Source organism: Oribacterium sinus (genome assembly GCF_014202695.1).
GTDB lineage: Bacteria > Bacillota > Clostridia > Lachnospirales > Lachnospiraceae > Oribacterium > Oribacterium sinus.
On record NZ_JACHHH010000003.1, the window covers coordinates 117254 to 136664 of the forward strand.

Below are 19411 nucleotides of genomic sequence, written 5' to 3' on the forward strand. Positions count from 1 at the left end.
TTATCTGGGATTTGTCACTACTTCCCCTGCTTTATTTTTTATCTTTGCCTTTACAGCTGTAGCACTTTTCATCATAGTAATACCTCTGTATATTGTCTCACCTTATCCGAAATTCCCATGATGCGAGCATATTCCATGAGCTTATGGATATTTTTGTCACTACCCGAAAAATAAGTTCTCAAAGCCGTCTGGAATACTTGAATATCCATTCTATTTTTATTCTTGATAATATCACAGATACAGCGCTCTCTATCATAGATTCGTACTTTATTACCGGTAAAGGTCTTCTCCTCTGTCAAGCCAAGCTCTACCCAATCCGGTCTTACCGTATGGACTATAATACCTTTATCTTTTAAATGTTTCGCATTATATCCTCGTCCAACAGTAATCACCGGTGCAAAAGGTTCTCTATCGGAAAGATTATGAATATACAAAGCTGTCTCATGAGAAAAAATAATTTTTCTATTTCTAAGTTGAATTAAATATAGTCTATCTTCCCATACATCAGGCGAAATATATATGCCGGGAGCTACCTTTTCCATTTCCTTCTTACGGACATAATCCAGAACTGCACACTTTGATACTCCTTCATTTTGAGCATCAATTAATCGAATATATCCATTCTGTTCTTCAAGTAATTGATCAAAGATATTTACTTCGTTCATATGAGCCCTCCCATTCGCTATAATTTTAAAATTTAGTAGCAAAAAGGTCAATACTTTCTCGCTACAATATTGTAATTATGTAGCGAGAAGGCAAATGTCTCTTCTTATCCTCTGTATTCTCTTATCCCTCAATATCAGCCGACAATAGCCCTTTCTTAGGGCTGCCGCTAACTGCGATGCTATGCCCGAAGAAAAGCTCATCATCATCAAGATAAGCAGTAAAGGAACCACCCGCTGTCACCCAAAGCAATTTTAGACTAATTTTTTTGGCAAAACTTTCTTCTGTAATTTTAGCAGCCTCTTCATCAGATTCTGCCCATTCGCAGGCCAGTTTTGTGAGCTTCCCGGCGGCAAATTCCCGAAGGTCCGCATCCCATTTTTCCTGTTCCAAAACCATTGTTTTCAGAAGCTTTTTCGCCTTTGTTATTCCCGATTTATTGTCTTTATCTACAGATAAGGATAAATGTACCTTTCCACCAAGCCAATCTATGCTTCCTTCAAAGCTTTTAAGCAGCTTATCATAAGTTAGATCACCCAAGATATCATCCTGCAAAACCACGGGTTTTCTATACTCTATAAGCATTTCTTCAAGCTCCGGACAAACTGCATTCGCTTCAAGAATATCTACAACTAAAAAATGATTCTTACTAGGCAATGCTCCCTCAGGAACTTCCTCAGGCAGCTTTTCATGCACCCTTAGTTTGTAAATGGTTTCCTCTTCAAACTGAAATGGAGGCTCCTCTTTGTCTATAACCGGAAATTCGATCCGTCCCTCTTCTTTGTGAAGCTCTCCTGTTTCACAGTCCACATAGGCTAAGAAATACTCATCCCGTTCCCAAAATCCATTTCGGAGACTTCCTCCGCCTCCTTCGTGCCTTAGAACAATGATTTCTCTTTCCTTTTTCTCAAAAGTATCTTCCCATTCTGAAAGCGTCATTTTATTTCTACGCCTCATGTACTCCAGTAGGTTCATGCTTTTCCTCCGATAAAGCTATTTATCCGTCAACGGAAAAATGTTCCAACTTCTCAAATGTATTATTTGAAAATAAAAAAGGCGATAGGAAAAAGCTCAATCGCCTTGAAAATATAATAAATATTATTTTTCTAAATTAGAATTCATGCTTTGTAGTAAAATTCTTCTAAACTGATTTTCTGCATCTGGTATATTATTTTGCCTTGCAAATTGATTATACATTTTTGCCTTTTCCTCGTCCTTTACAATTTTCCCACAACCTTTTTGAAAAATATCACTTAATAAATATGCTGCTAAATAGTCGCCTATCTTAAAATTATCTTCAAGTATTCTAACAGCTAATTCTTCATTCTTTTCTACCTCAATCCCTAGTAAGTAACACACAGCCATATAATCTTTCGCAGTAGCTATGCCACTATCTGCAGATTTTTTGAAGTATTCTGTTGCTTTAGAAACATTTCTAATTATTTGAGGTTCAGCAAATAAATACAAAAGACCAGCTTGAAGCATCGCTTCTGCATGCTGTTTTTCTGCAGCTTCGCAAAAATAGCAGAGTGCATTTCTGAGGTTATATTGCTCATTAGAATTTAATTGCTCTAATCCCTTACGATATTCTTCTTCTCCACTCGTCTTTAATAAATCTGTCATTATGCAAATCCTCCACAACCATTAATTATCATCCAACATCAGTAATATACTGTAACTATATGAAATATCATAGAGTTATACGAAAGTATTTGAAAAAGCAATGTTACTTGTCTTTATAATGAGAACCGCATTGGATAATCTTTACTATATCATTCTCAATCTTATAGACAAGCCGATTCTTTTCATCTATATGGCGACTCCAATATCCCGATAAATCTCCAGTAAGTGGTTCCGGATGACCTAAGCCTTTGTATCCATTTCTGTCAATGTCCTTAAGAAGCTTCTTTATCTGCCTGAGCGTTTTCTTATCCTGCTCAGTCCAATATTCAAATTCCTCCCAAGCATCATCCGTCCAATATTTAATCATCCAAATTCACCTCATGGATAGTTCCGCCGGTTTTCTCCATCTGAGCCATGTTTTTTCTTAAACGATCCATATTTTCTTCACTAAAAAACGGGTCTGCTGTAACTTCAAAAGGTATCCTCTGTTCTCTGGTAACTTTTGTTGCAAACATAGTATATGCAGCAGTTACTGATAGCCCCATATCCTTACATGTTTTCTCCATTTTCTCTTTTAATTTTTCATCCATTCGAAAATTCACCATTGTCTGTGCCATAGCTACACCTCCTATTCTAAGCCAAGTGTATCGAATATGTATTTCATTTGCAATCAATTTCTATTATATTGATATACAAAAGTTCATCTAAATTATTCGTCGAAATATATATACAGGGAGTTATCTATTCTTTCTTTAAAATTTCGTAGTAAATAGAATAATACCTTCTCGCTACAATATCCTATTTATGTAGCGAGAAGGTATATAACTATTCAGACCATCTGTATTCTTTCATCCTTCAATTTTTGCCGAGATCATTCCTTTCTTAAGACTGCCGCTAACTGCGATGCTGTGCCCGAAGAAAAGCTCATCATCATCAAAACAAGCAGAAAATGAAGCTCCCGATGTCACCCAAAGCAAACTTAGGCTAATTCTTTTTGCAAAGCTTTCTTCTGTAATTAAAGCAGCCTCTTCTTCAGATTCTGCCCATTCACAGGCAAATTCAGTGAGCTCTTTGGCAGCAAAACTACGCAGGTCCGCATCCCATTTTTCCTGTTCCAAAACCATTGTTTTCAGAAGCTTTTTCGCCTTTGTTATTCCCGATTTATTGTCTTTACCTACAGATAAGGATAAATGTACCTTTCCACCAAGCCAATCTATGCTTCCCTCAAAGCTTTTAAGCAGCTTATCATAAGTTAGATCACCCAAGATATCATCCTGCAAAACCACGGGTTTTCTATACTCTATAAGCATTTCTTCAAGTTCCGGACAAACTGCATTCCTTTCAAGAATTTCTACCACTAAAAAATGGTTCTTTGCAGGCAATGCTCCCTCAGGAACTTCCTCCGGCAGTTTTTCACGCACCCTTAATTTATAAATGCTTTCCTCGTCAAACTGAAATGGAGGCTCCTCTTTGTCTATAACCGGAAATTCGATTCGCCCTTCTTCTTTGTGAAGCTCTCCTGTTTCACAGTCCACATAGGTTAAGAAATAGGCATCCCATTCCCAAAACCCATTTCGGAGACTTCCTCCGCCTCCTTCGTGCCTTAAGACAATGATTTCCTTTTCCTTTTTCTCAAAAGAATCTTCCCATTCTGAAAGCGTCATTTTATTTCTACGCCTCATGTACTCCAGTAGAGTCATAGTTTTCCTCCGATACAGCTATTTACCCGTCAACAGAAAAATGTTCCAGCTTCTCAAATGTATTATTTAAAAATTCAAACGAAAAGATATGATAATCATCAAAACTCTGGTCACAATAAGTCACTGTTCCCTGGTTATAGTCAATGATAGCTTGCCCAAGATTATTTTTTACATCTTCTTTGCTTACATCTCCGTACATTCCTCTAAGTTCAGGTAAGATAAAGTCAATTATTCGATCCAAATTATCTTTATAATTCTTTGCTAAAACTTTCACCTTACTGATATATTCCTCTTTAGGCTCCTCATCCCAAGAAAAAATCAAGTCTTCATACTGATAAACATACTGCTGCAAACTTTCATCAAATTTCATGCTTTTCGCCTCTCTTCTCAAAATCCCGGTCAATATCCGCTTTCCAGGCACCACCAACAAACATCGTCTCCATATCCGAAACCTTACATTCTCTAATACGTGTCACAGCTTCATCAATAACCCGGTAATTAAGTGCTGTACCAACTCCATCGCAGTTGTAGTTTGCCGCCCTATCCTGTTTGATTCCCATACTTCCGGCAACTTTTATAGCATCTATGTTTGCTCCCAAGAAAAGAAATTCCCAATGATACTTCTCTTGTTGATTTTGAATAAGCTTCTTTACATCCGTAAAGGAGTACTTTCTACTGGCATTTTCAAGACCATCCGTTGTGATTACAAATAAGGTCTTAGCGGGTCTATCTTCCTCTCTCGCATACTTATGAACATTAGCAATATGACGAATTGCTCCCCCCACTGCATCCAAGAGTGCCGTGCATCCACGGACATAGTAGTCCGCTTCCGTCAGCTTTTTTACATTTCCAATAGGGGCTCTGTCATGAATTACTTCCGCCTCATCGTCAAACAAAACAGTAGATACAAATACCTCTCCGGTTTCCTTTTGTTGCTTTTCTATCATGGCATTAAATCCGCCGATAGTATCGGATTCAAGCCCGGCCATAGATCCGCTTCTGTCAAGGATAAATACAAGTTCCGTTAAATTTTCTCTCATAGTGATTCCCTCCATCATTTGCTTGTTTGCATGTTTACGAGGGTATCCTATCGCTTCTTGCTTTCGTTTTGGTCACTTGTCAGGCGACATTTAAACTGCTTGCATTCCCAGGAGTGGTTCACCATGTTCAAAAAGAGCAAGATTGATTTCATAGATATCATAAGCTTCCCGCTCTATAAAATATTGCACAATAAGATCCTGCTTACTGCAGGGAGATAAGGCCCAGCCCGCCCTTGAAAGCAAATCCTTTGTGTCATCCAGATTCAATTCCAATGCAACAGCCAGAGCCAGCGCTGTGGATTTACTCGGATTTTTGGTGGTTCCGCATTTCAGTTTGGAAAATGCCTTTCTGTCCAGATTTGCTTTCTTCTGAACCTCAACATCGCTAAGACCTTTTTGATCTGCGAAGGAAAAAACCAGCTCCATAAAGCTTTTGTCAAGATTCTTTACCGCATCCTCCAAGCTTCGAACTTCGGAAACCAGGCACTTTTCCGGACTGATATGCGCCCCGTAAACAGAGCTCACTCTAACAGGATCAGCATTAGAACTTTTTCCTCTAACATATGATTCCGAATACTCTTCCGAAATCTTTTCTTCTACATAATGCTTATTGATATATTCATCAATATCACCGTATAGTTCCGTTGATAGGGAATAGGATTTTTCATCAAAAACCACAAGATAAAGCTCTATGTCATTTTCCGACATAAAGCTTTCTATCTCCGACAGAGCAATTCTAAGGGCTATTCCCTTGGGAAAACCATAGCTTCCTGACGCCAAAAGAGGGATGGCAAGACTGAGAATATGATGTTCAAGGGCAAGTTTAAAGATACTGCGGTAACATTTTCTTATAATTATTTCTTCGTCTGAGTTCCCACCCTGCCAGGCCGTTCCTACCGTATGGATAATATACTTTGCAGGAAGATTGTATCCATCCGTAATAAAGGAGCTTCCGGGAGCAATAGCCCCTATTTCCTGTCGTCTCCGCAAAAGCTTTTCTTCCCCGGCAGCCTTATAAACAGCACTGTCTATTCCCGCAGCATATCCCGGTATAGGATTAGCCGGATTCACTATGGCATCAAGCTGCATTTTTGTAATATCGTTTCGGATGATTTGAAATGGCATAGCACTCTCCACTAATCTCTTTAAGACACTTTTGGAGCAAAAAGGAAAGCTAAGTTATCAAGAAAAGATACAGAAGGTTTGGCCCCGATGTTTGCTCAGCTCCCCTCTATATCCTCCCTTCCCTTATCGGACAAAATTTGTAGCTATCCCCTCTTCTTGCTCCGGTAAACCGTATTTTTCTTTCCCAAGGGCAATACTCTTCATCAAAAAGGCCATATTTCTGGCTAGAGTTCTCATAGTTTGCAAGCCTTCCAGGTCTTCCTTCGCCTCTCCTTTTTCGCATCCGTGCACGCTGTTCCAGTATTGACTGGAGGCTACCGGCATTCCCGCGATTGTAAAATACTTATTCAATTCATCAAAGGTCGCGGATAAACCGCCTCGTCTTGCCACAACCACACTGGCGCCCACCTTCATGGTCTTATCAAAATGTGTACTGTAGAACAGTCTGTCCAGACAGGCAATCAGGGTAGCATTTGCGGAGGCATAATAAACCGGGGATGCCACTACTAAAGCATCTGCGGCTTCAAATTTCTCTGCCAGTTCATTTACCGGGTCATTGAAGACGCATTTTCCATTCTTATAACAATAACCACAGGCAATACAGCCTCGTATATCTTTATTGCCGATTTGCACTACTTCTACCTCTATATTTTCCTGCTCAAAGACCTTAAGCATCTCCTCCAGGGCAATGCTTGTATTGCCTCCGATGCGAGGACTTCCATTAATAATCAATGTCTTCATAAATTGTTCTCCTGACTTTTTTGTGCAACTCCTGTTGTGTATCTCCTCTAACTTTCCTTCTCGGGGTGATAATGGCGAGTCCTTCTCCATGGGTGATGTCATAGTATGCCGAAAGCGCATGCTCCATGTCGTGACAGGGCTGCCTTGGCTTTTACCTTATAAGTAATCAAATCCCAAGGATCTCCCTCATACTTCGCCCCTGCAGCAATGGCCTTGCTACAGTCCAAGACACTTCCGCTTCCGTAGCTCAGCAGAATCCTTTTTCCGAACTGCTTCATTACTTCCGGAAGTTCTTGAATTACGTCTTTTCCGAAAATGAGTCTTGTCGGGGTTTGATAGTCAAAGTTTTGCATATTTTCCTCCTGTTTTTAGATTTCCATACTATCCGGATTAAGAAGAAAATCATAAACGCTCATCACCAATATGCCTTCTTCATTATAAAGTGGTGCCACAGCATCCTTTGTAATAATAATCTTTTTAAATCCATCGCCTGTATTCACCAACGAGCGTTGCTCCTGTTCCATCTTTTCTTTATCAGGTAATGCATAGGCCGATTGAATATAAAATCTCTTTGAGCCTTTATTGCAAACGAAGTCCACTTCCAACTGTTTTCTAATTTTCTTACCATTTTTATCTACTTCATTCATCACAACAACCCCTACGTCCACATTATATCCACGAACTTTTAGTTCATTAAATATAATGTTTTCCATTACGTGAGTCTCCTCCACCTGCCTAAAATTAAGTCTAGCATTCCTAAGTCCCAGATCGGTAAAGTAATACTTTGATGGAGTATTAATGTACTTTTTGCCCTTAATATCATATCGAATTGCACTATCTATAAGAAATGAATCTCTAAGATAATCTATATATTTGATTATCGTATCTTTGCTTATGGACTTGTTCTTAACACTTTTAAATGTCGCTGATAGCTTACTTGGGTTCGTAAGAGAACCAATTGCTGACGATAAAATATTAAGAAGTTCTTCTAATTCCGCCTTATTTCGTATATTATTTCTTCCGGTAATATCGGAAATGTAGGTTTCTTCAAACAGGGATTTTAAAAAATCGGATTTCTGATCAGCCGTTTCAAAACCTAGGACAAGCGGTATTCCACCAAACAGTACATAATCCCTCCAGCCTTCTTGTTTGTCACCATCATATACGCTCATAAATTCGCCAAATGTTAGAGGATACATATGAACTTCATCCCCACGTCCACGAAATTCTGTAATAATATCCTTTGATAAGAATTTTGCATTACTTCCCGTTACATATACATCTACATTTTGCTTTCTTCCGAGGCTATTAAGAACTGATTCAAAATCATCAAGCATCTGGACTTCATCTAACAGAACATAATACATTCTTTCATCCGACATTTTCTCCATTATATATGGAAATAAGACCTCCGGATCTCTATACCTTTTATTCTCAAAAGAGTCAAACGCAATCTCAATAATATGATTTTCAGCAACTCCTTCATTTACCAAATACTCTTTAAAAAGATTAAATAAAAGATATGATTTTCCACATCTTCGCATACCCGTCACAACCTTAATTAATCCGTTATGCCTTTTCGAAATAAGCTTATTCAAATATACATCTCTACCTATTTTCATATTGGTGCACCTCGTCACATATTAGACAAAAATACAGATTCCGCATTTTTGTCTAATAGAAGTATACATCCTATCAAAGGCTCAATCAATACTCTAGAGCCAAGAATGCATAAGTTTATCACTGCTTGTTTTTACCATTGTAGCGGAATACCTATGATTAGGGCTATTTCCCTGGTATAAACGCTCCCATCAATGTATTTACTCTACCAACACAAAAATGGCCAGCCGCCAAAGTGCGCTTAGCCATGTATTGTTACTACATTATATTCTGTAGAAAATAATTAAGTTGCATTCCGTCCTTCAAGGCATTTCGTTTTTATAGTGATTCCCTGAAAATCTCTGCAATATCCTTCTCTAAAAGAGGCGCCCAGGCCTCTTCCAGACCTTCATTTTCAGCAACATGCTTTGCCATTTCGTCAATTCTCTTCTCATCAATTCCCACATCTTTAAGATGCATAGGAATGTTAATGGATTCGAAGAACTTGTAGGTTGCATCAATTGCCTGCTCCGCAATCGCAAACTTATCTTGCTTCTCATCGATTCCGAATACATTTACGCCATATTTTACAAAACGCTCCACCGTCTTTTCATTTAAGATATGCTTCATCCATCTTGGCGTGATAATAGCCAAGCCCTCTCCATGGGTAATGTCATAATAGGCGGATAGCGCATGCTCCATGCCATGGCAGGGCCAGCCGGATTCACTATTTCCAAGAGAGTAAATGCCATTGCAGCCGTAGGTACAGCAAAGCATCATTTCAGCTCTTGCCGTATAGTCTTCCGGATTCTCCAGACATTTCTTGGTGTTAATCATCAGACTCTTTAAAGCAGACTCCATAAAACCGTCATTTAAGAGGGTAGAGTCCTCGCAGAAATACTGCTCGAAAATATGATTCATGGCATCCGCACAGCCTGCCGCAGTCTGCTTCTTGGATACACTAAAGGTATAAACAGGATCCAAGAAGGAAACCACAGGATAAAGAAGGGGATCACTATAGCCCGTCTTATCATTGGTTTCGGTTCTGGAAATCACTCCCCCCGCATCATACTCACTGCCTGTCGCAGCAAGGGTAATAATATCCACAATCGGAAGTGCTTCCTTGGCCTTTACCTTATAGGTAATCAAATCCCAAGGATCCCCCTCATACTTTGCCCCCGCGGCAATGGCCTTGGTGCAGTCCAAAACACTTCCGCCTCCAACAGCAAGAATGACATCAATATTCTTTTCTTTACAGATTTTCACGCCGTCAAGAACGCTGGGATCATACTTGGGATTGGGTTGAATATCGGGAAGCTCATAAATCTCATAGTCCTTTAAAAGCTCCTTTACCTTGTCATAAAGACCAATCTTTTTGATGCTTCCACTTCCGTAGCTAAGCAAAATCCTTTTTCCGAACTGCTTCATTACGTCCGGAAGTTCTTCGATAACATCTTTTCCGAAAATCAATCTTGTCGGTGTACAATAATTAAAGTTTTGCATTTTTAACCTCCTGCATTTATTCATGCTGATAACGAGAATAGACTTTCTATTTACTCTTATTTTATACTATAATCCACTCCCCCTTTTTATTTGACCCGATTCTTTTAATTGCTCCTTTATCCATTAATTTTTGAAGTGCTCTCTTTACTGTTGACTCCGAACATCCTATCCTCTTAGCCATTTCGACTCTGGTTAATGATGGATTTTCATATAATAGTTCAAAAATCTGTTTTTCTCTTCCTTCCAATTTTATTAGGTCATTTATCGGGTCATTTATCGGGTCATTTATTGGGTCAGCTTGAACCGATAAAAACTTTCCACTAATATGCATCTCTCTGTTATGTAGCTCATGCCTCTCGTCTCGAAGCAGGTTTCTAAGAAATTTCTCCAAAAAATCAGTAGTCTCATAAATACCTTTTTGTATATTCGTATAATTAGCTCTAACTAAAGCGTTTCTAAAATACCAAGAATTTTCAGCAAAACTATCATTCTCAGCATCAAACCCGAGCATCCTTAAATATTTAATAAAAAACACAGCTGTTGTTCTGGTGTTCCCTTCAGAGAATGTATCAATGAGACACTGCTAGAAACCTATAATTGATTTCTACTTTTTGAGTACGTTCTTTACCGATTCCCTCTGCTTGATACACGTAAATTGAATCAATCAGCTCACACAGCATAGAACGGTTTAACTCTGTAACATCTTTGTATTTACTAATAGTTTCAAGGAATCTATCCGTACCCTGTACTTTCTCCTCTTCGGATTTTATTTTTGACTTTAATTCTCTATAGCTTTGCACTACCTCTGCTTGTTCAGTTTCATAGTTCATAGACATTTTAGAGAATCTTTCATCAGTTATTTTCCCTAAAGCATTTTGCTCTATAAGTTTGGTAAAAATACTGTCTATTTCATCAATCCGTTTCTCTAAGGAAACTAATTCTTGGTTGAATTGATGAATCTTCTGACTTCCGCTCGTTTCACTTAGCTCTCGCATTTCTTTGATAAAATGGTCTCCTAGTTCTTCCATACTATTTACATGATTTTTAATATCATTTTGAACAATTTCATATAAAGCTTTGTATGAAATTGCGTGAGTAGTGCAAAGTTCGGTATTTCTTGCGTATGTTCTGCAACGGAATCTTGGTTCATTTCCGTTTGGATTGGAATACGCTAAATTTCTTCCACAATCTGGACACTTAACCAATCCCACAAAGATATTGGGTTTCCCTGTTTTGTTAGGCTGTTTCTTTACACTAATAAATTTTTGTACTATCTCAAAAGTTTCCTTATCGATAATAGCTTCATGAGTATTCTCAACCACTATCCAATCTTCTTTTGGCACAGGAACGATTTTCTTGTTCTTGAATGATTTGGTTTGTGATTTATGAGATACCATGTGTCCTAGATAAACTTGATTTTCCAAAATCATCTTAACATTCTTTCCAACCCAATCAGTAGGAAACGTAAATCCTTTGCTTTGCTCCAAAATCCCTTTTTTCTTTGCTCGATAGGCTCTAGGAACTAAAATTCCATCTTTACAAAGTATCCTTGCGATTTGATGTGTACTTGTACCTTGTTGTGATAATTCAAAAATCCGCTTCACAATCGGCGCTGTTTCAGGGTCAACAATCAATTTCTTTTTGTTCTCTGGGTCAACTAAATAACCATAAGGAGCAAATGCACCTGTAAAACCGCCAGTCAAAGCTGTTGTTCGTATTGAACTACGGATTTTCTTTGATATATCACGAGCATAATATTCGTTCAAGACAGATTTGAAGGGCATAATTTCGTTATCATCTTGTGCAGTATCAACCATATCATTGATAGCGATAAAGCGAACATCTAAATCTGGAAAAACTTCTTCCACATAGTACATGAATAGTGCATTGTTCCGTCCTAGACGTGACATATCCTTGACCAGAACTACATTAACTTTTCCTGCTTCAATATCTTCAAACATTCGATTCAATGCAGGTCTGTTAAAAGTTGTTCCGCTGAATCCATCATCAATGTACTCATCATATACATAAAACTTGTTTTCTTTCGCATATCGCTTCAACATTTCTCTTTGATTAGCAATGCTATTACTTTCTTTGTCCAACCCATCATCTCGTGAAAGGCGAGAGTATAATGCAACTTTTTCTTTATTATTTGCTTGCTGTTTTAACAATGTAAGCTCCTTTCCACAGCAAACAAACAACTCATATCCATTCCATTATACCACGCCCTCATAGGGGTTTCAGCTATTTATTTGACTGTTTTAGTGTCATTTAACGACCTGTCCTACCTCATTTTTTATCAATCTCTTTATAAGATGTTGAAGTGTTACAGCTCCTATAAATTTTGAAATCACATAAAATTTTGTATTATCAATACACATAGTTTTATTTTGACTATTCTCTTGCATAGCTTCACCTCACTTTGTTGCAAAGATAATCACGGTTATACTGCTTCTACATAAAACAGAAACAGCATGGAGTTTTACAAGCAATCGAACAGCTTTAGCAAAGCTCACGGGAATTTCACCCTTGCACGGTTCTCGTCCAACTGTACTCATTGCCTGCGACGCTTTGAACGCTCGGACTGTGACTGTACAGGAGTATCATTATCACGATAGGAATGTCTTCGCTGGCAATCCTGCTAAAGATTGCTTCTTGGATCATTGACTGAATCGCTCGCTATCTTTAGGGGATAGGTCATGGCGGTCAGCTCCGCTGGCTCTTTTCTTATCGAAATGTATTCGACTGCTATTATTCAGTTTTCAAGGAACAAAGAAATAGGGCAGTGTCACTCAATTTCAAATGACAGGATTTTTGTAATCAGTCTGGTTTCCATTCGTCCACGTAAAACTTCATCAACGACCATACTTTGATTGCCATACTCATCTTTCATCAGTCTAAGAGAGCGTTTTGTAATGTACCCTCTGTAATGATGAAGAATCTGGTTAATCGCTTCTGTATCGCCATCACAAGCCCTTACAATCATTGGAAACGGAATTCTGGAATATTCTTTTCTCATTCTTCATTTTCCTCCTCCATAAACTTCTTGATTAAGTCTAGTCCACTGGTTCTATGTCGATAGACAGTAGAGCGGTTCAATTTCAGTAAATCCGCTATTTCTGAATCACTCATGTCCATAAAATAGAACAGCAGTAGGATTTCACGCTTCTTGTCTGGCAATTCTTTTAGTGCTTCACTCAATAAATCATTTTCGATACCAACAGAAATATCATTGAGCGTAAAAATTTGAAAATCAGATGAATAGCTGTCTGTCGTTGCAAACTGATTGACGAGATAATCGCCAATATCCGAAAAGGACACTTCACGCTTTGCCAGCCTTGAAAGATAAAGGAAATAATTCTTCCGCTCGTCGTCCATAGCTCGCATACAGATAAAATCAAACTGATGTTCAATTCTCTCTTGAAAAGAAGATGGTTTCATGTTTCTCACCCCCTTTCTTTGGAAAGGAAGTGAGCTTTGCTCTTTTATCTCCTTTCACTCTTACTCCCAATGTGAAAGGGCGATTTGTTGCATTAAGAATTGAAAAAACATTAAAAAATATCCAGAGATACAAAAAAAGCACATAGACAGATTGATTTCTCTGTTTATATGCTTTAATTATTCTTGTTATATGATGTATAAAACCACATCGATAGACGTATTTGTCTATTGCTGGTGGATAACTTTTTTTGATAACAACCTAGGAATCAGACTATATGTAATATATCTCATGGCGACGTTTATCTCCATTAAACCGCCATTTGAAAGTGAGATTTATATTTTTACAGCACGAATAGCATTTCCAAACAACGGTTTTTTTATTGAAGTTGAGTAGTGCTTTTAAGAATGTAATTTAATAGGAACTGAAAAACTATTTAACACGTTTTTCTATACCTGTTTCAAATTCAACAGGAACAGTAAAATGTATAGAGGTGGTCTATTATGCGTAAGAAAGAAGATAAATTCGATTTTAGAGCCTTTGGTTTAGCAATCAAAGAAGCTCGAATGAAGCGAGGTTTAACTCGTGAACAAGTGGGAGCATTGATTGAGATTGACCCACGTTACCTAACTAATATTGAAAATAAAGGGCAACACCCAAGCATACAAGTCCTCAATGACCTTGTATCATTACTTGATGTGTCCGTTGATGAGTTTTTCTTACCTCATAATGATCTGACGAAAAGTACCCGAAGATTACAGGTAGAAAAACTACTGGATAACTTCACAGATAAAGAACTATCGTTGATTGAAGCCTTAGCTAGTGGTATCAATGAATCAAGAAACATCAAAAACTAATCATAATAACAATACATAAAACAGAAAGAGCCGATAAAATGAGAATGCTAATCTCAGATTATCGGCTCTGCGTCTTTGCGTCTGGCTCTGTAATCACAGTTAACTTGAACTGCTTTATATCAACTAAATTTTCCTGTCTACATTTAGGACAATAGAGAGGAAAGTTCTTCAATTCAGTATCTTCCCTTATTTTCAAACGTGTTTTATTTCCACAGATGGGACACAGTACCCACTCACAGTTTATAATAATTATCTTCTCCTTTACATTTAATTCAAATCTGTATTAAAGAATATTTCATCTCGTTTCGTTTAACAAGAAGCCACATTTATATAACAATATAAAATGTGCTAAGTTATTTTATTGAACATATATCGTACTTTATCTATCCGACTATTTGGACGACGGGGCTGACAAACAGATTCACCAGTAGTAACATAGTACCCTTTTAACTCTGTTAAACAAACGCTACGTCCATTTGTAAAGAAAGTTAAATCATTACGATATTCTTGAATACACCGAGCAGGAATTTCTCCACTAAGAATGACCTCATTATTTTTCAGTTGAGTGTCTACGATGTTCGCACAATATTTAGGAGCATCGTTATATGCTCGTGAAAGATATTCTTGTGGTGCATAAATTTTAAAACTAAGATATGGCTCTAACAATTCTGTTCCAGCTTTTTTTAAAACTTGTTCCAATACAATAGGAGCAAGCATCCGAAAATCTGCTGGGGTACTAACAGGGCTATAGTATAAGCCATACTTAAAACAGATTTTACAGTCCGTCACATTCCAACCATACAATCCTTGTTCACAGCCATATCGTATCCCTTCCATAACTGCATTTTGAAACGATTGATTTAAGTATCCAAGAGAAACCGAGCTCTCATACTGTACTCCGCTCCCTAATGGAAGCTGTGCTACAGAAAGACCAATGGAAGCCCAGAAGGGATTCGGTGGCACTTCGATGTGAATGGTATACTCTGCTTTTTTTAACGGTCTTTCCATATAAATGACTGTAGGCTTTTTTATTTTTACCTCCACATGATACTTTTCTTGCAATAGAGCACAAGTCACTTCCATTTGTACTTTCCCTAAGAAAGAAAGTATGATTTCATGTGTCGTAGAATCCACATAATATTGTAGAAGCGGGTCACTGTCGGAGATTTCTAAAAGTGCATCAAGTAACATTTCCCTTTGTTGAGGTTTGCTCGGTTCAACAGTTGTTTGCAGCAGAGGGAGCGGATTTTCAATTCTCTCTCTCTGTGGCAATAGCTTTGTATCTCCAAGAACACTATTTAGCTTCAAAAACTCATTTTGCAAAATAACAATTTCCCCGGAATAAGCCTTATCAATTTTACATAATTCACCATTTATTGAAGTATACATTTCTGTAATTTTTATTTTTTCCTTTTCCGATATTCTAACCGAATCCCGCAAATGCAGGATTCCGCCATAAAGGCGTACATATGCAAGACGTTGTCTTTCTTCCGAATATTCAATTTTGAAGACATTTCCGCAAAGTTCAGACTTCTTTCTGTATGTTGATGAATAAAATTTATTCGTTATCACTTCTATAAGCTGCTCAATCCCTATGTTGCTTTTTGCGCTTCCATGATAAACAGGGTACAAGGAGCAATTCTGAAATCTTCTGATTTCCTCTTGTTCGAGTTCTAATATCTCCAATGATTTCCCAAGTGTATATTTCTCCAAAAGATAATCATTTCCTTCTATTACCACATCCCATTGCTCAGGTTCCGTACAGCTCATCACACACATATTAGGGTGCAGCTCTACTTTCTGTTTGATTATAATTTCCATAGAAAGTTTCTCTTTAATATCTTGATAAACCGTTGATAAATCAATCCCATTTTGGTCAATCTTATTGATAAAAAAGATTGTGGGAATACCCATTTTATTTAGTGCATGAAATAATATCCGAGTTTGTGCTTGTACTCCATCTCTCGCAGAAATTAGTAGGATTGCCCCATCTAAAACTGATAACGAGCGATATACTTCTGCTAAAAAATCCATATGTCCTGGAGTATCTATGATATTTACCTTAATATCTTTCCACTGAAAAGAGGTTACTGCTGTCTGAATTGTAATTCCTCGCTGACGTTCTAAAAATGTAGTATCCGTTCTTGTTGTGCCTGTATCCACGCTTCCTGACTCCGCAATCGCTCCACTAGTATATAGTAAGCTTTCTGTCAAAGTAGTTTTTCCTGCGTCAACATGAGCTAAAACACCTATATTAATAATTTTCATGTGATTTTCCTCCATTCAAAAGCCAAAAAGGCATAAAAAATCCCAGTGACAGATACTCTTATCACTGGGAAATAAATGCACAATCATAAGCATACAGATATTCTCTGTATACTTCATAATCACATGATAAAAGTATTCCTAAACTGGGTACAAAAAACTAACCCCTCCTAAAAAGGGACATCTAATTATTTGTTCCCACTATCAAATTGACAGTTTATTTAAGAATACCTTGCCGCATATTTATTAACTCCTCGTATTATTAAGTTGTAGCTTTTCTTTACCTGTTCTTGGTAATCAGCTACTATTGTTATCTGATGCTGTGGATTGGTTTCTAACTCCTACCGCACGACGGTTTTCGAAAGGCTCCAACCACAGCCTCTTTGTTACATTGTTGATCAGTTAGATACCGCATGACGGTTTATGTAGAACGAGGATACAATCAGCAAAGAGCCCTGTGGGTCGATAACAGCATCAAATACTTATTACAGGAGGATTTACTAAATGATTTACGTTGGAATTGATGTTGCTAAGGATAAGCATGACTGTTTTATCCTTGGGCCAGATACCGAAGAACTTTTCCAAGTCTTTACGATACGGAACAATAGCGATGGCTATGGAGAATTATTCCACAAGATTGAGTCAGTCTCCAAGGACAAATCTCAGATAAAAATAGGACTCGAGGCTACCGGTCACTATTCCTACAACATTCTGGGATCACTTCTTGACCATGGCTACCATACCATTGTCATCAATCCGTTACATACAAATCTTTACAGAAAAGGTCAAAGCCTTAGAAAGACAAAAACGGATAAAGTCGATGCCCGCTCCATTGCTGAAATGCTTGTGACTAATAAGACACTCAAGCCCTATACAGGTACATCCTACCACAGCGAGGAGCTGAAGTCATTAACTCGTTATCGTTTTGAGCTTGTCAAAGAACGTGCGAAACTAAAAACTTCAGTATCTAGGCTTGTAAACATCCTGTTCCCGGAACTTGAGTCTCTTGTTCCGACTCTGCACATGAACTCGGTATACCGTCTTCTTCAGGAACTGCCGGGAGCATATTTTATCGCAAGTTCCAATCTCACCCATCTGAAAGCTCTACTTGCTGATGCTTCAAAAGGGCACTATGGTCGTGAAAAGACCATCGAAATCAGAGAGACTGCAAAATCTTCTATCGGATCACTTATGCCTGCTAAATCAATGGAACTCAGGCAGACAATCCGCCGAATTGACACACTGACTTCCGATATTAAAGAAGTCGAGCAGTCCATTCAGAAAATCATGGATGAGTGTGGTTCTCCAATTACAACTATTCCCGGCATCAAATATCGTATGGGGGCAATGATTCTAGCAGAGATTGGAGACTTTACACGCTTTAGCAATGCAGATCAAGTTCTTGCTTATGCAGGACTATCTCCGTCTACGTACCAGTCCGGACAGCTAATATCTTCTTATGCTCGCATGGAAAAACGTGGCTCTAAGTATCTGCGTTACGCACTTTTCAATGCTGCTATATATGCTTCTGTATGGGACGAGCGATTCAGGCTCTATCTGTCAAAAAAGCGGGCAGATGGCAAGCACTACTATGTCGCAATAAGCCATGTGGTTAAAAAGCTTGTCAGAACCATCTTTCGGATGGAAATAACCCATACGTCATATCAGCCTTTATAAGTTAAATTAGCTCATAATCTTTTCTGAGAGCATCATCGCTGATGCTCTATTCGTCATACAGTTTTCAATGTACTAATCTATCTAAAATACGTTTCCGTATTTTATTCTAAAAATCTTAATCTTATGCTTGACTATTAATAGTTAGTCTTTTATATACTTATATTAACATTAGCACATAAGAGTATATTTGTAAAGATATATCCGATTTTTTGTCAAAGGAGAACGTGGTTACAAAATAGCTATAACCATGTACTAAAAGTTATTTTATAATCTTCCAGTTATTTCCTACTTTTTCTAGCACCAAATCAAATTGAGATACTTGCGTTGCTTTGGTCTGCTGGTCGAGATACTTTACTGTCAGTGATACCGTGACTTGATTATCTTTACGATTGTAGATAGGATTCACGAGTTCTTGAAAAATATAATCTTTTCCGATAGATTTCAAAATACCATCATTCACATAGTAAGAAAGTTCACTCGCTGTTGCTGTAGGATAGAGCTTGAAGAATGTCGTTAGAAACTCAATGATTTCATTTGTCATAATGGAATCAACTGTACCATCACTTTCAATGACTTTTGGTTTATAGTCTGATTTCTTAGGTATGCTGGTAATGGTCGGGTTTTTAGTCAGTACCATATTTCCAGAACCATCTACATAGACTGTCACTTCATAAGCAGAATGGACGGTCTTTATATTTTCCCCCTCTGTAATCAACTGGTCTACACTATAGGTCACATCAAACTGGTTTTCGCCATCTGCTTTTACCATCCATATCTGAACCCCTCTTACAGAAGACGATACAGGAATATCCTTTCGGACTGTATCAATATTGAGAGCTTGAAGTTCCTCTGTCAGATAGGCTTTTAAGTTTTCCATACGATTATCAATGGACTGGTCGTTTAGTTCCCATGAATAGTAAACTTTCGCAAAGTTCTCTACAAAATTTTCTACATTATGAGTATCAACATATTCCTTTTCTATGATGGTTGTTTCGTGAATGGTGTGGGTATCAACGGCTGTAAAGTGCTTAAATATTGCAAAGCTGAAACTAAGCCCTAAAAGCACCCATAAGCCAATCACAACCTTTTTACGAGGATTGACTTTGTAGATACGAGGTTTCTTTTCCTTTGGTATCTGTTTTTCTTTATTCTGATTTTTTCTGAATTTCATCATTGAAT

23 protein-coding genes and 1 pseudogene are annotated in these 19411 nt (G+C 37.8%); 2 read left to right on the forward strand and 22 right to left on the reverse strand.

Features of this window, described 5'->3' with window-relative positions:
- Nucleotides 1–71: 71 nt before the first annotated feature.
- From HNQ46_RS03875 to HNQ46_RS03955, 18 genes and pseudogenes are all read right to left on the reverse strand, one after another.
- Nucleotides 72–665, reverse strand: coding sequence for a type IV toxin-antitoxin system AbiEi family antitoxin domain-containing protein (locus HNQ46_RS03875; RefSeq protein ID WP_183683228.1), 594 nt, complete (start codon nt 663–665; stop codon nt 72–74).
- A gap of 121 nt (nt 666–786) precedes the next feature.
- On the reverse strand, nt 787–1638 hold the full coding sequence (locus tag HNQ46_RS03880; protein WP_183683230.1) for a DUF2262 domain-containing protein: 852 nt from the start codon (nt 1636–1638) through the stop codon (nt 787–789).
- A 123-nt stretch (nt 1639–1761) separates the two neighbouring features.
- Entirely contained in the window at nt 1762–2286 is a 525-nt protein-coding gene (locus HNQ46_RS03885) for a tetratricopeptide repeat protein (RefSeq protein WP_183683232.1), read from the reverse strand.
- Between the two features lie 103 nt (nt 2287–2389).
- Nucleotides 2390–2653 (reverse strand): Txe/YoeB family addiction module toxin, encoded by a 264-nt coding sequence (locus HNQ46_RS03890; protein WP_183683234.1) that lies wholly within the window; start codon nt 2651–2653, stop codon nt 2390–2392.
- Entirely contained in the window at nt 2646–2903 is a 258-nt protein-coding gene (locus tag HNQ46_RS03895) for a type II toxin-antitoxin system RelB/DinJ family antitoxin (protein ID WP_007157927.1), read from the reverse strand. Before HNQ46_RS03895 ends, HNQ46_RS03890 begins: the two co-directional genes overlap by 8 nt.
- Before the next feature lie 231 nt (nt 2904–3134).
- Nucleotides 3135–3986 carry a DUF2262 domain-containing protein gene (locus HNQ46_RS03900; RefSeq protein WP_183683236.1) on the reverse strand — a complete coding sequence of 284 codons (852 nt, stop codon included), beginning with the start codon at nt 3984–3986 and terminating at the stop codon, nt 3135–3137.
- Between the two features lie 22 nt (nt 3987–4008).
- Nucleotides 4009–4356 carry a hypothetical protein gene (locus HNQ46_RS03905; RefSeq protein ID WP_007157930.1) on the reverse strand — a complete coding sequence of 116 codons (348 nt, stop codon included), beginning with the start codon at nt 4354–4356 and terminating at the stop codon, nt 4009–4011.
- Complete coding sequence (locus HNQ46_RS03910) at nt 4346–5026, reverse strand: vWA domain-containing protein (protein WP_243155841.1); 681 nt, start codon at nt 5024–5026, stop codon at nt 4346–4348. Before HNQ46_RS03910 ends, HNQ46_RS03905 begins: the two co-directional genes overlap by 11 nt.
- A 90-nt stretch (nt 5027–5116) precedes the next feature.
- The gene (locus tag HNQ46_RS03915; RefSeq protein WP_183683240.1) at nt 5117–6151 is read right to left on the reverse strand and encodes a macro domain-containing protein; all 1035 of its coding nucleotides are present in this window, start codon (nt 6149–6151) and stop codon (nt 5117–5119) included.
- Nucleotides 6152–6274: 123 nt separating this feature from the next.
- Nucleotides 6275–6892, reverse strand: a complete 618-nt coding sequence (locus HNQ46_RS03920) for a flavodoxin family protein (RefSeq protein WP_183683243.1) — start codon at nt 6890–6892, stop codon at nt 6275–6277.
- Nucleotides 6893–6953: 61 nt separating this feature from the next.
- A pseudogene (locus HNQ46_RS12360) lies at nt 6954–7025 on the reverse strand (hypothetical protein); the annotation flags it as partial.
- Nucleotides 6991–7245 carry a hypothetical protein gene (locus HNQ46_RS03925; protein ID WP_243155842.1) on the reverse strand — a complete coding sequence of 85 codons (255 nt, stop codon included), beginning with the start codon at nt 7243–7245 and terminating at the stop codon, nt 6991–6993. The pseudogene HNQ46_RS12360 and the gene HNQ46_RS03925, both read right to left, overlap by 35 nt.
- A gap of 15 nt (nt 7246–7260) precedes the next feature.
- The gene (locus HNQ46_RS03930; protein WP_007157935.1) at nt 7261–8514 is read right to left on the reverse strand and encodes an ATP-binding protein; all 1254 of its coding nucleotides are present in this window, start codon (nt 8512–8514) and stop codon (nt 7261–7263) included.
- Between the two features lie 316 nt (nt 8515–8830).
- A complete protein-coding gene (locus HNQ46_RS03935) occupies nt 8831–9994 on the reverse strand; it encodes an iron-containing alcohol dehydrogenase (RefSeq protein ID WP_183683244.1) in 1164 nt (387 codons plus the stop codon).
- A gap of 61 nt (nt 9995–10055) precedes the next feature.
- Nucleotides 10056–10529: a winged helix-turn-helix transcriptional regulator gene (locus tag HNQ46_RS03940; RefSeq protein ID WP_330604527.1), complete on the reverse strand. Its 474-nt coding sequence runs from the start codon at nt 10527–10529 to the stop codon at nt 10056–10058.
- 34 nt (nt 10530–10563) lie between these two features.
- Nucleotides 10564–12165 (reverse strand): site-specific resolvase TndX, encoded by a 1602-nt coding sequence (tndX, locus tag HNQ46_RS03945; RefSeq protein ID WP_002324544.1) that lies wholly within the window; start codon nt 12163–12165, stop codon nt 10564–10566.
- Nucleotides 12166–12782: 617 nt separating this feature from the next.
- On the reverse strand, nt 12783–13013 hold the full coding sequence (locus HNQ46_RS03950; protein ID WP_002334012.1) for a helix-turn-helix domain-containing protein: 231 nt from the start codon (nt 13011–13013) through the stop codon (nt 12783–12785).
- Entirely contained in the window at nt 13010–13435 is a 426-nt protein-coding gene (locus HNQ46_RS03955) for an RNA polymerase sigma factor (protein WP_002324547.1), read from the reverse strand. Before HNQ46_RS03955 ends, HNQ46_RS03950 begins: the two co-directional genes overlap by 4 nt.
- Nucleotides 13436–13936: 501 nt before the next feature.
- Here HNQ46_RS03955 and HNQ46_RS03960 point away from each other — a divergent pair.
- The gene (locus tag HNQ46_RS03960) at nt 13937–14290 is read left to right on the forward strand and encodes a helix-turn-helix domain-containing protein (protein WP_183683246.1); all 354 of its coding nucleotides are present in this window, start codon (nt 13937–13939) and stop codon (nt 14288–14290) included.
- A gap of 58 nt (nt 14291–14348) precedes the next feature.
- Here the strand turns inward: HNQ46_RS03960 and HNQ46_RS03965 are convergent, their stop codons facing one another.
- The 3 genes from HNQ46_RS03965 to HNQ46_RS12165 all read right to left on the reverse strand — a co-directional run bounded on the left by HNQ46_RS03965 (nt 14349) and on the right by HNQ46_RS12165 (nt 16675).
- Entirely contained in the window at nt 14349–14537 is a 189-nt protein-coding gene (locus tag HNQ46_RS03965; RefSeq protein WP_425268173.1) for a cysteine-rich KTR domain-containing protein, read from the reverse strand.
- Between the two features lie 101 nt (nt 14538–14638).
- On the reverse strand, nt 14639–16558 hold the full coding sequence (gene tet(M), locus HNQ46_RS03970; RefSeq protein WP_183683248.1) for a tetracycline resistance ribosomal protection protein Tet(M): 1920 nt from the start codon (nt 16556–16558) through the stop codon (nt 14639–14641).
- Nucleotides 16559–16573: 15 nt separating this feature from the next.
- Nucleotides 16574–16675, reverse strand: a complete 102-nt coding sequence (locus HNQ46_RS12165) for a tetracycline resistance determinant leader peptide (RefSeq protein ID WP_207719977.1) — start codon at nt 16673–16675, stop codon at nt 16574–16576.
- A gap of 384 nt (nt 16676–17059) precedes the next feature.
- On the opposite strand from HNQ46_RS12165, the gene HNQ46_RS03980 reads away from it, so the two are divergent.
- Entirely contained in the window at nt 17060–18232 is a 1173-nt protein-coding gene (locus HNQ46_RS03980) for an IS110 family RNA-guided transposase (protein ID WP_183683251.1), read from the forward strand.
- Nucleotides 18233–18491: 259 nt separating this feature from the next.
- Here HNQ46_RS03980 and HNQ46_RS03985 read toward each other — a convergent pair whose 3' ends face one another.
- A complete protein-coding gene (locus tag HNQ46_RS03985; protein ID WP_021390945.1) occupies nt 18492–19406 on the reverse strand; it encodes a conjugal transfer protein in 915 nt (304 codons plus the stop codon).
- Nucleotides 19407–19411: the final 5 nt, after the last annotated feature.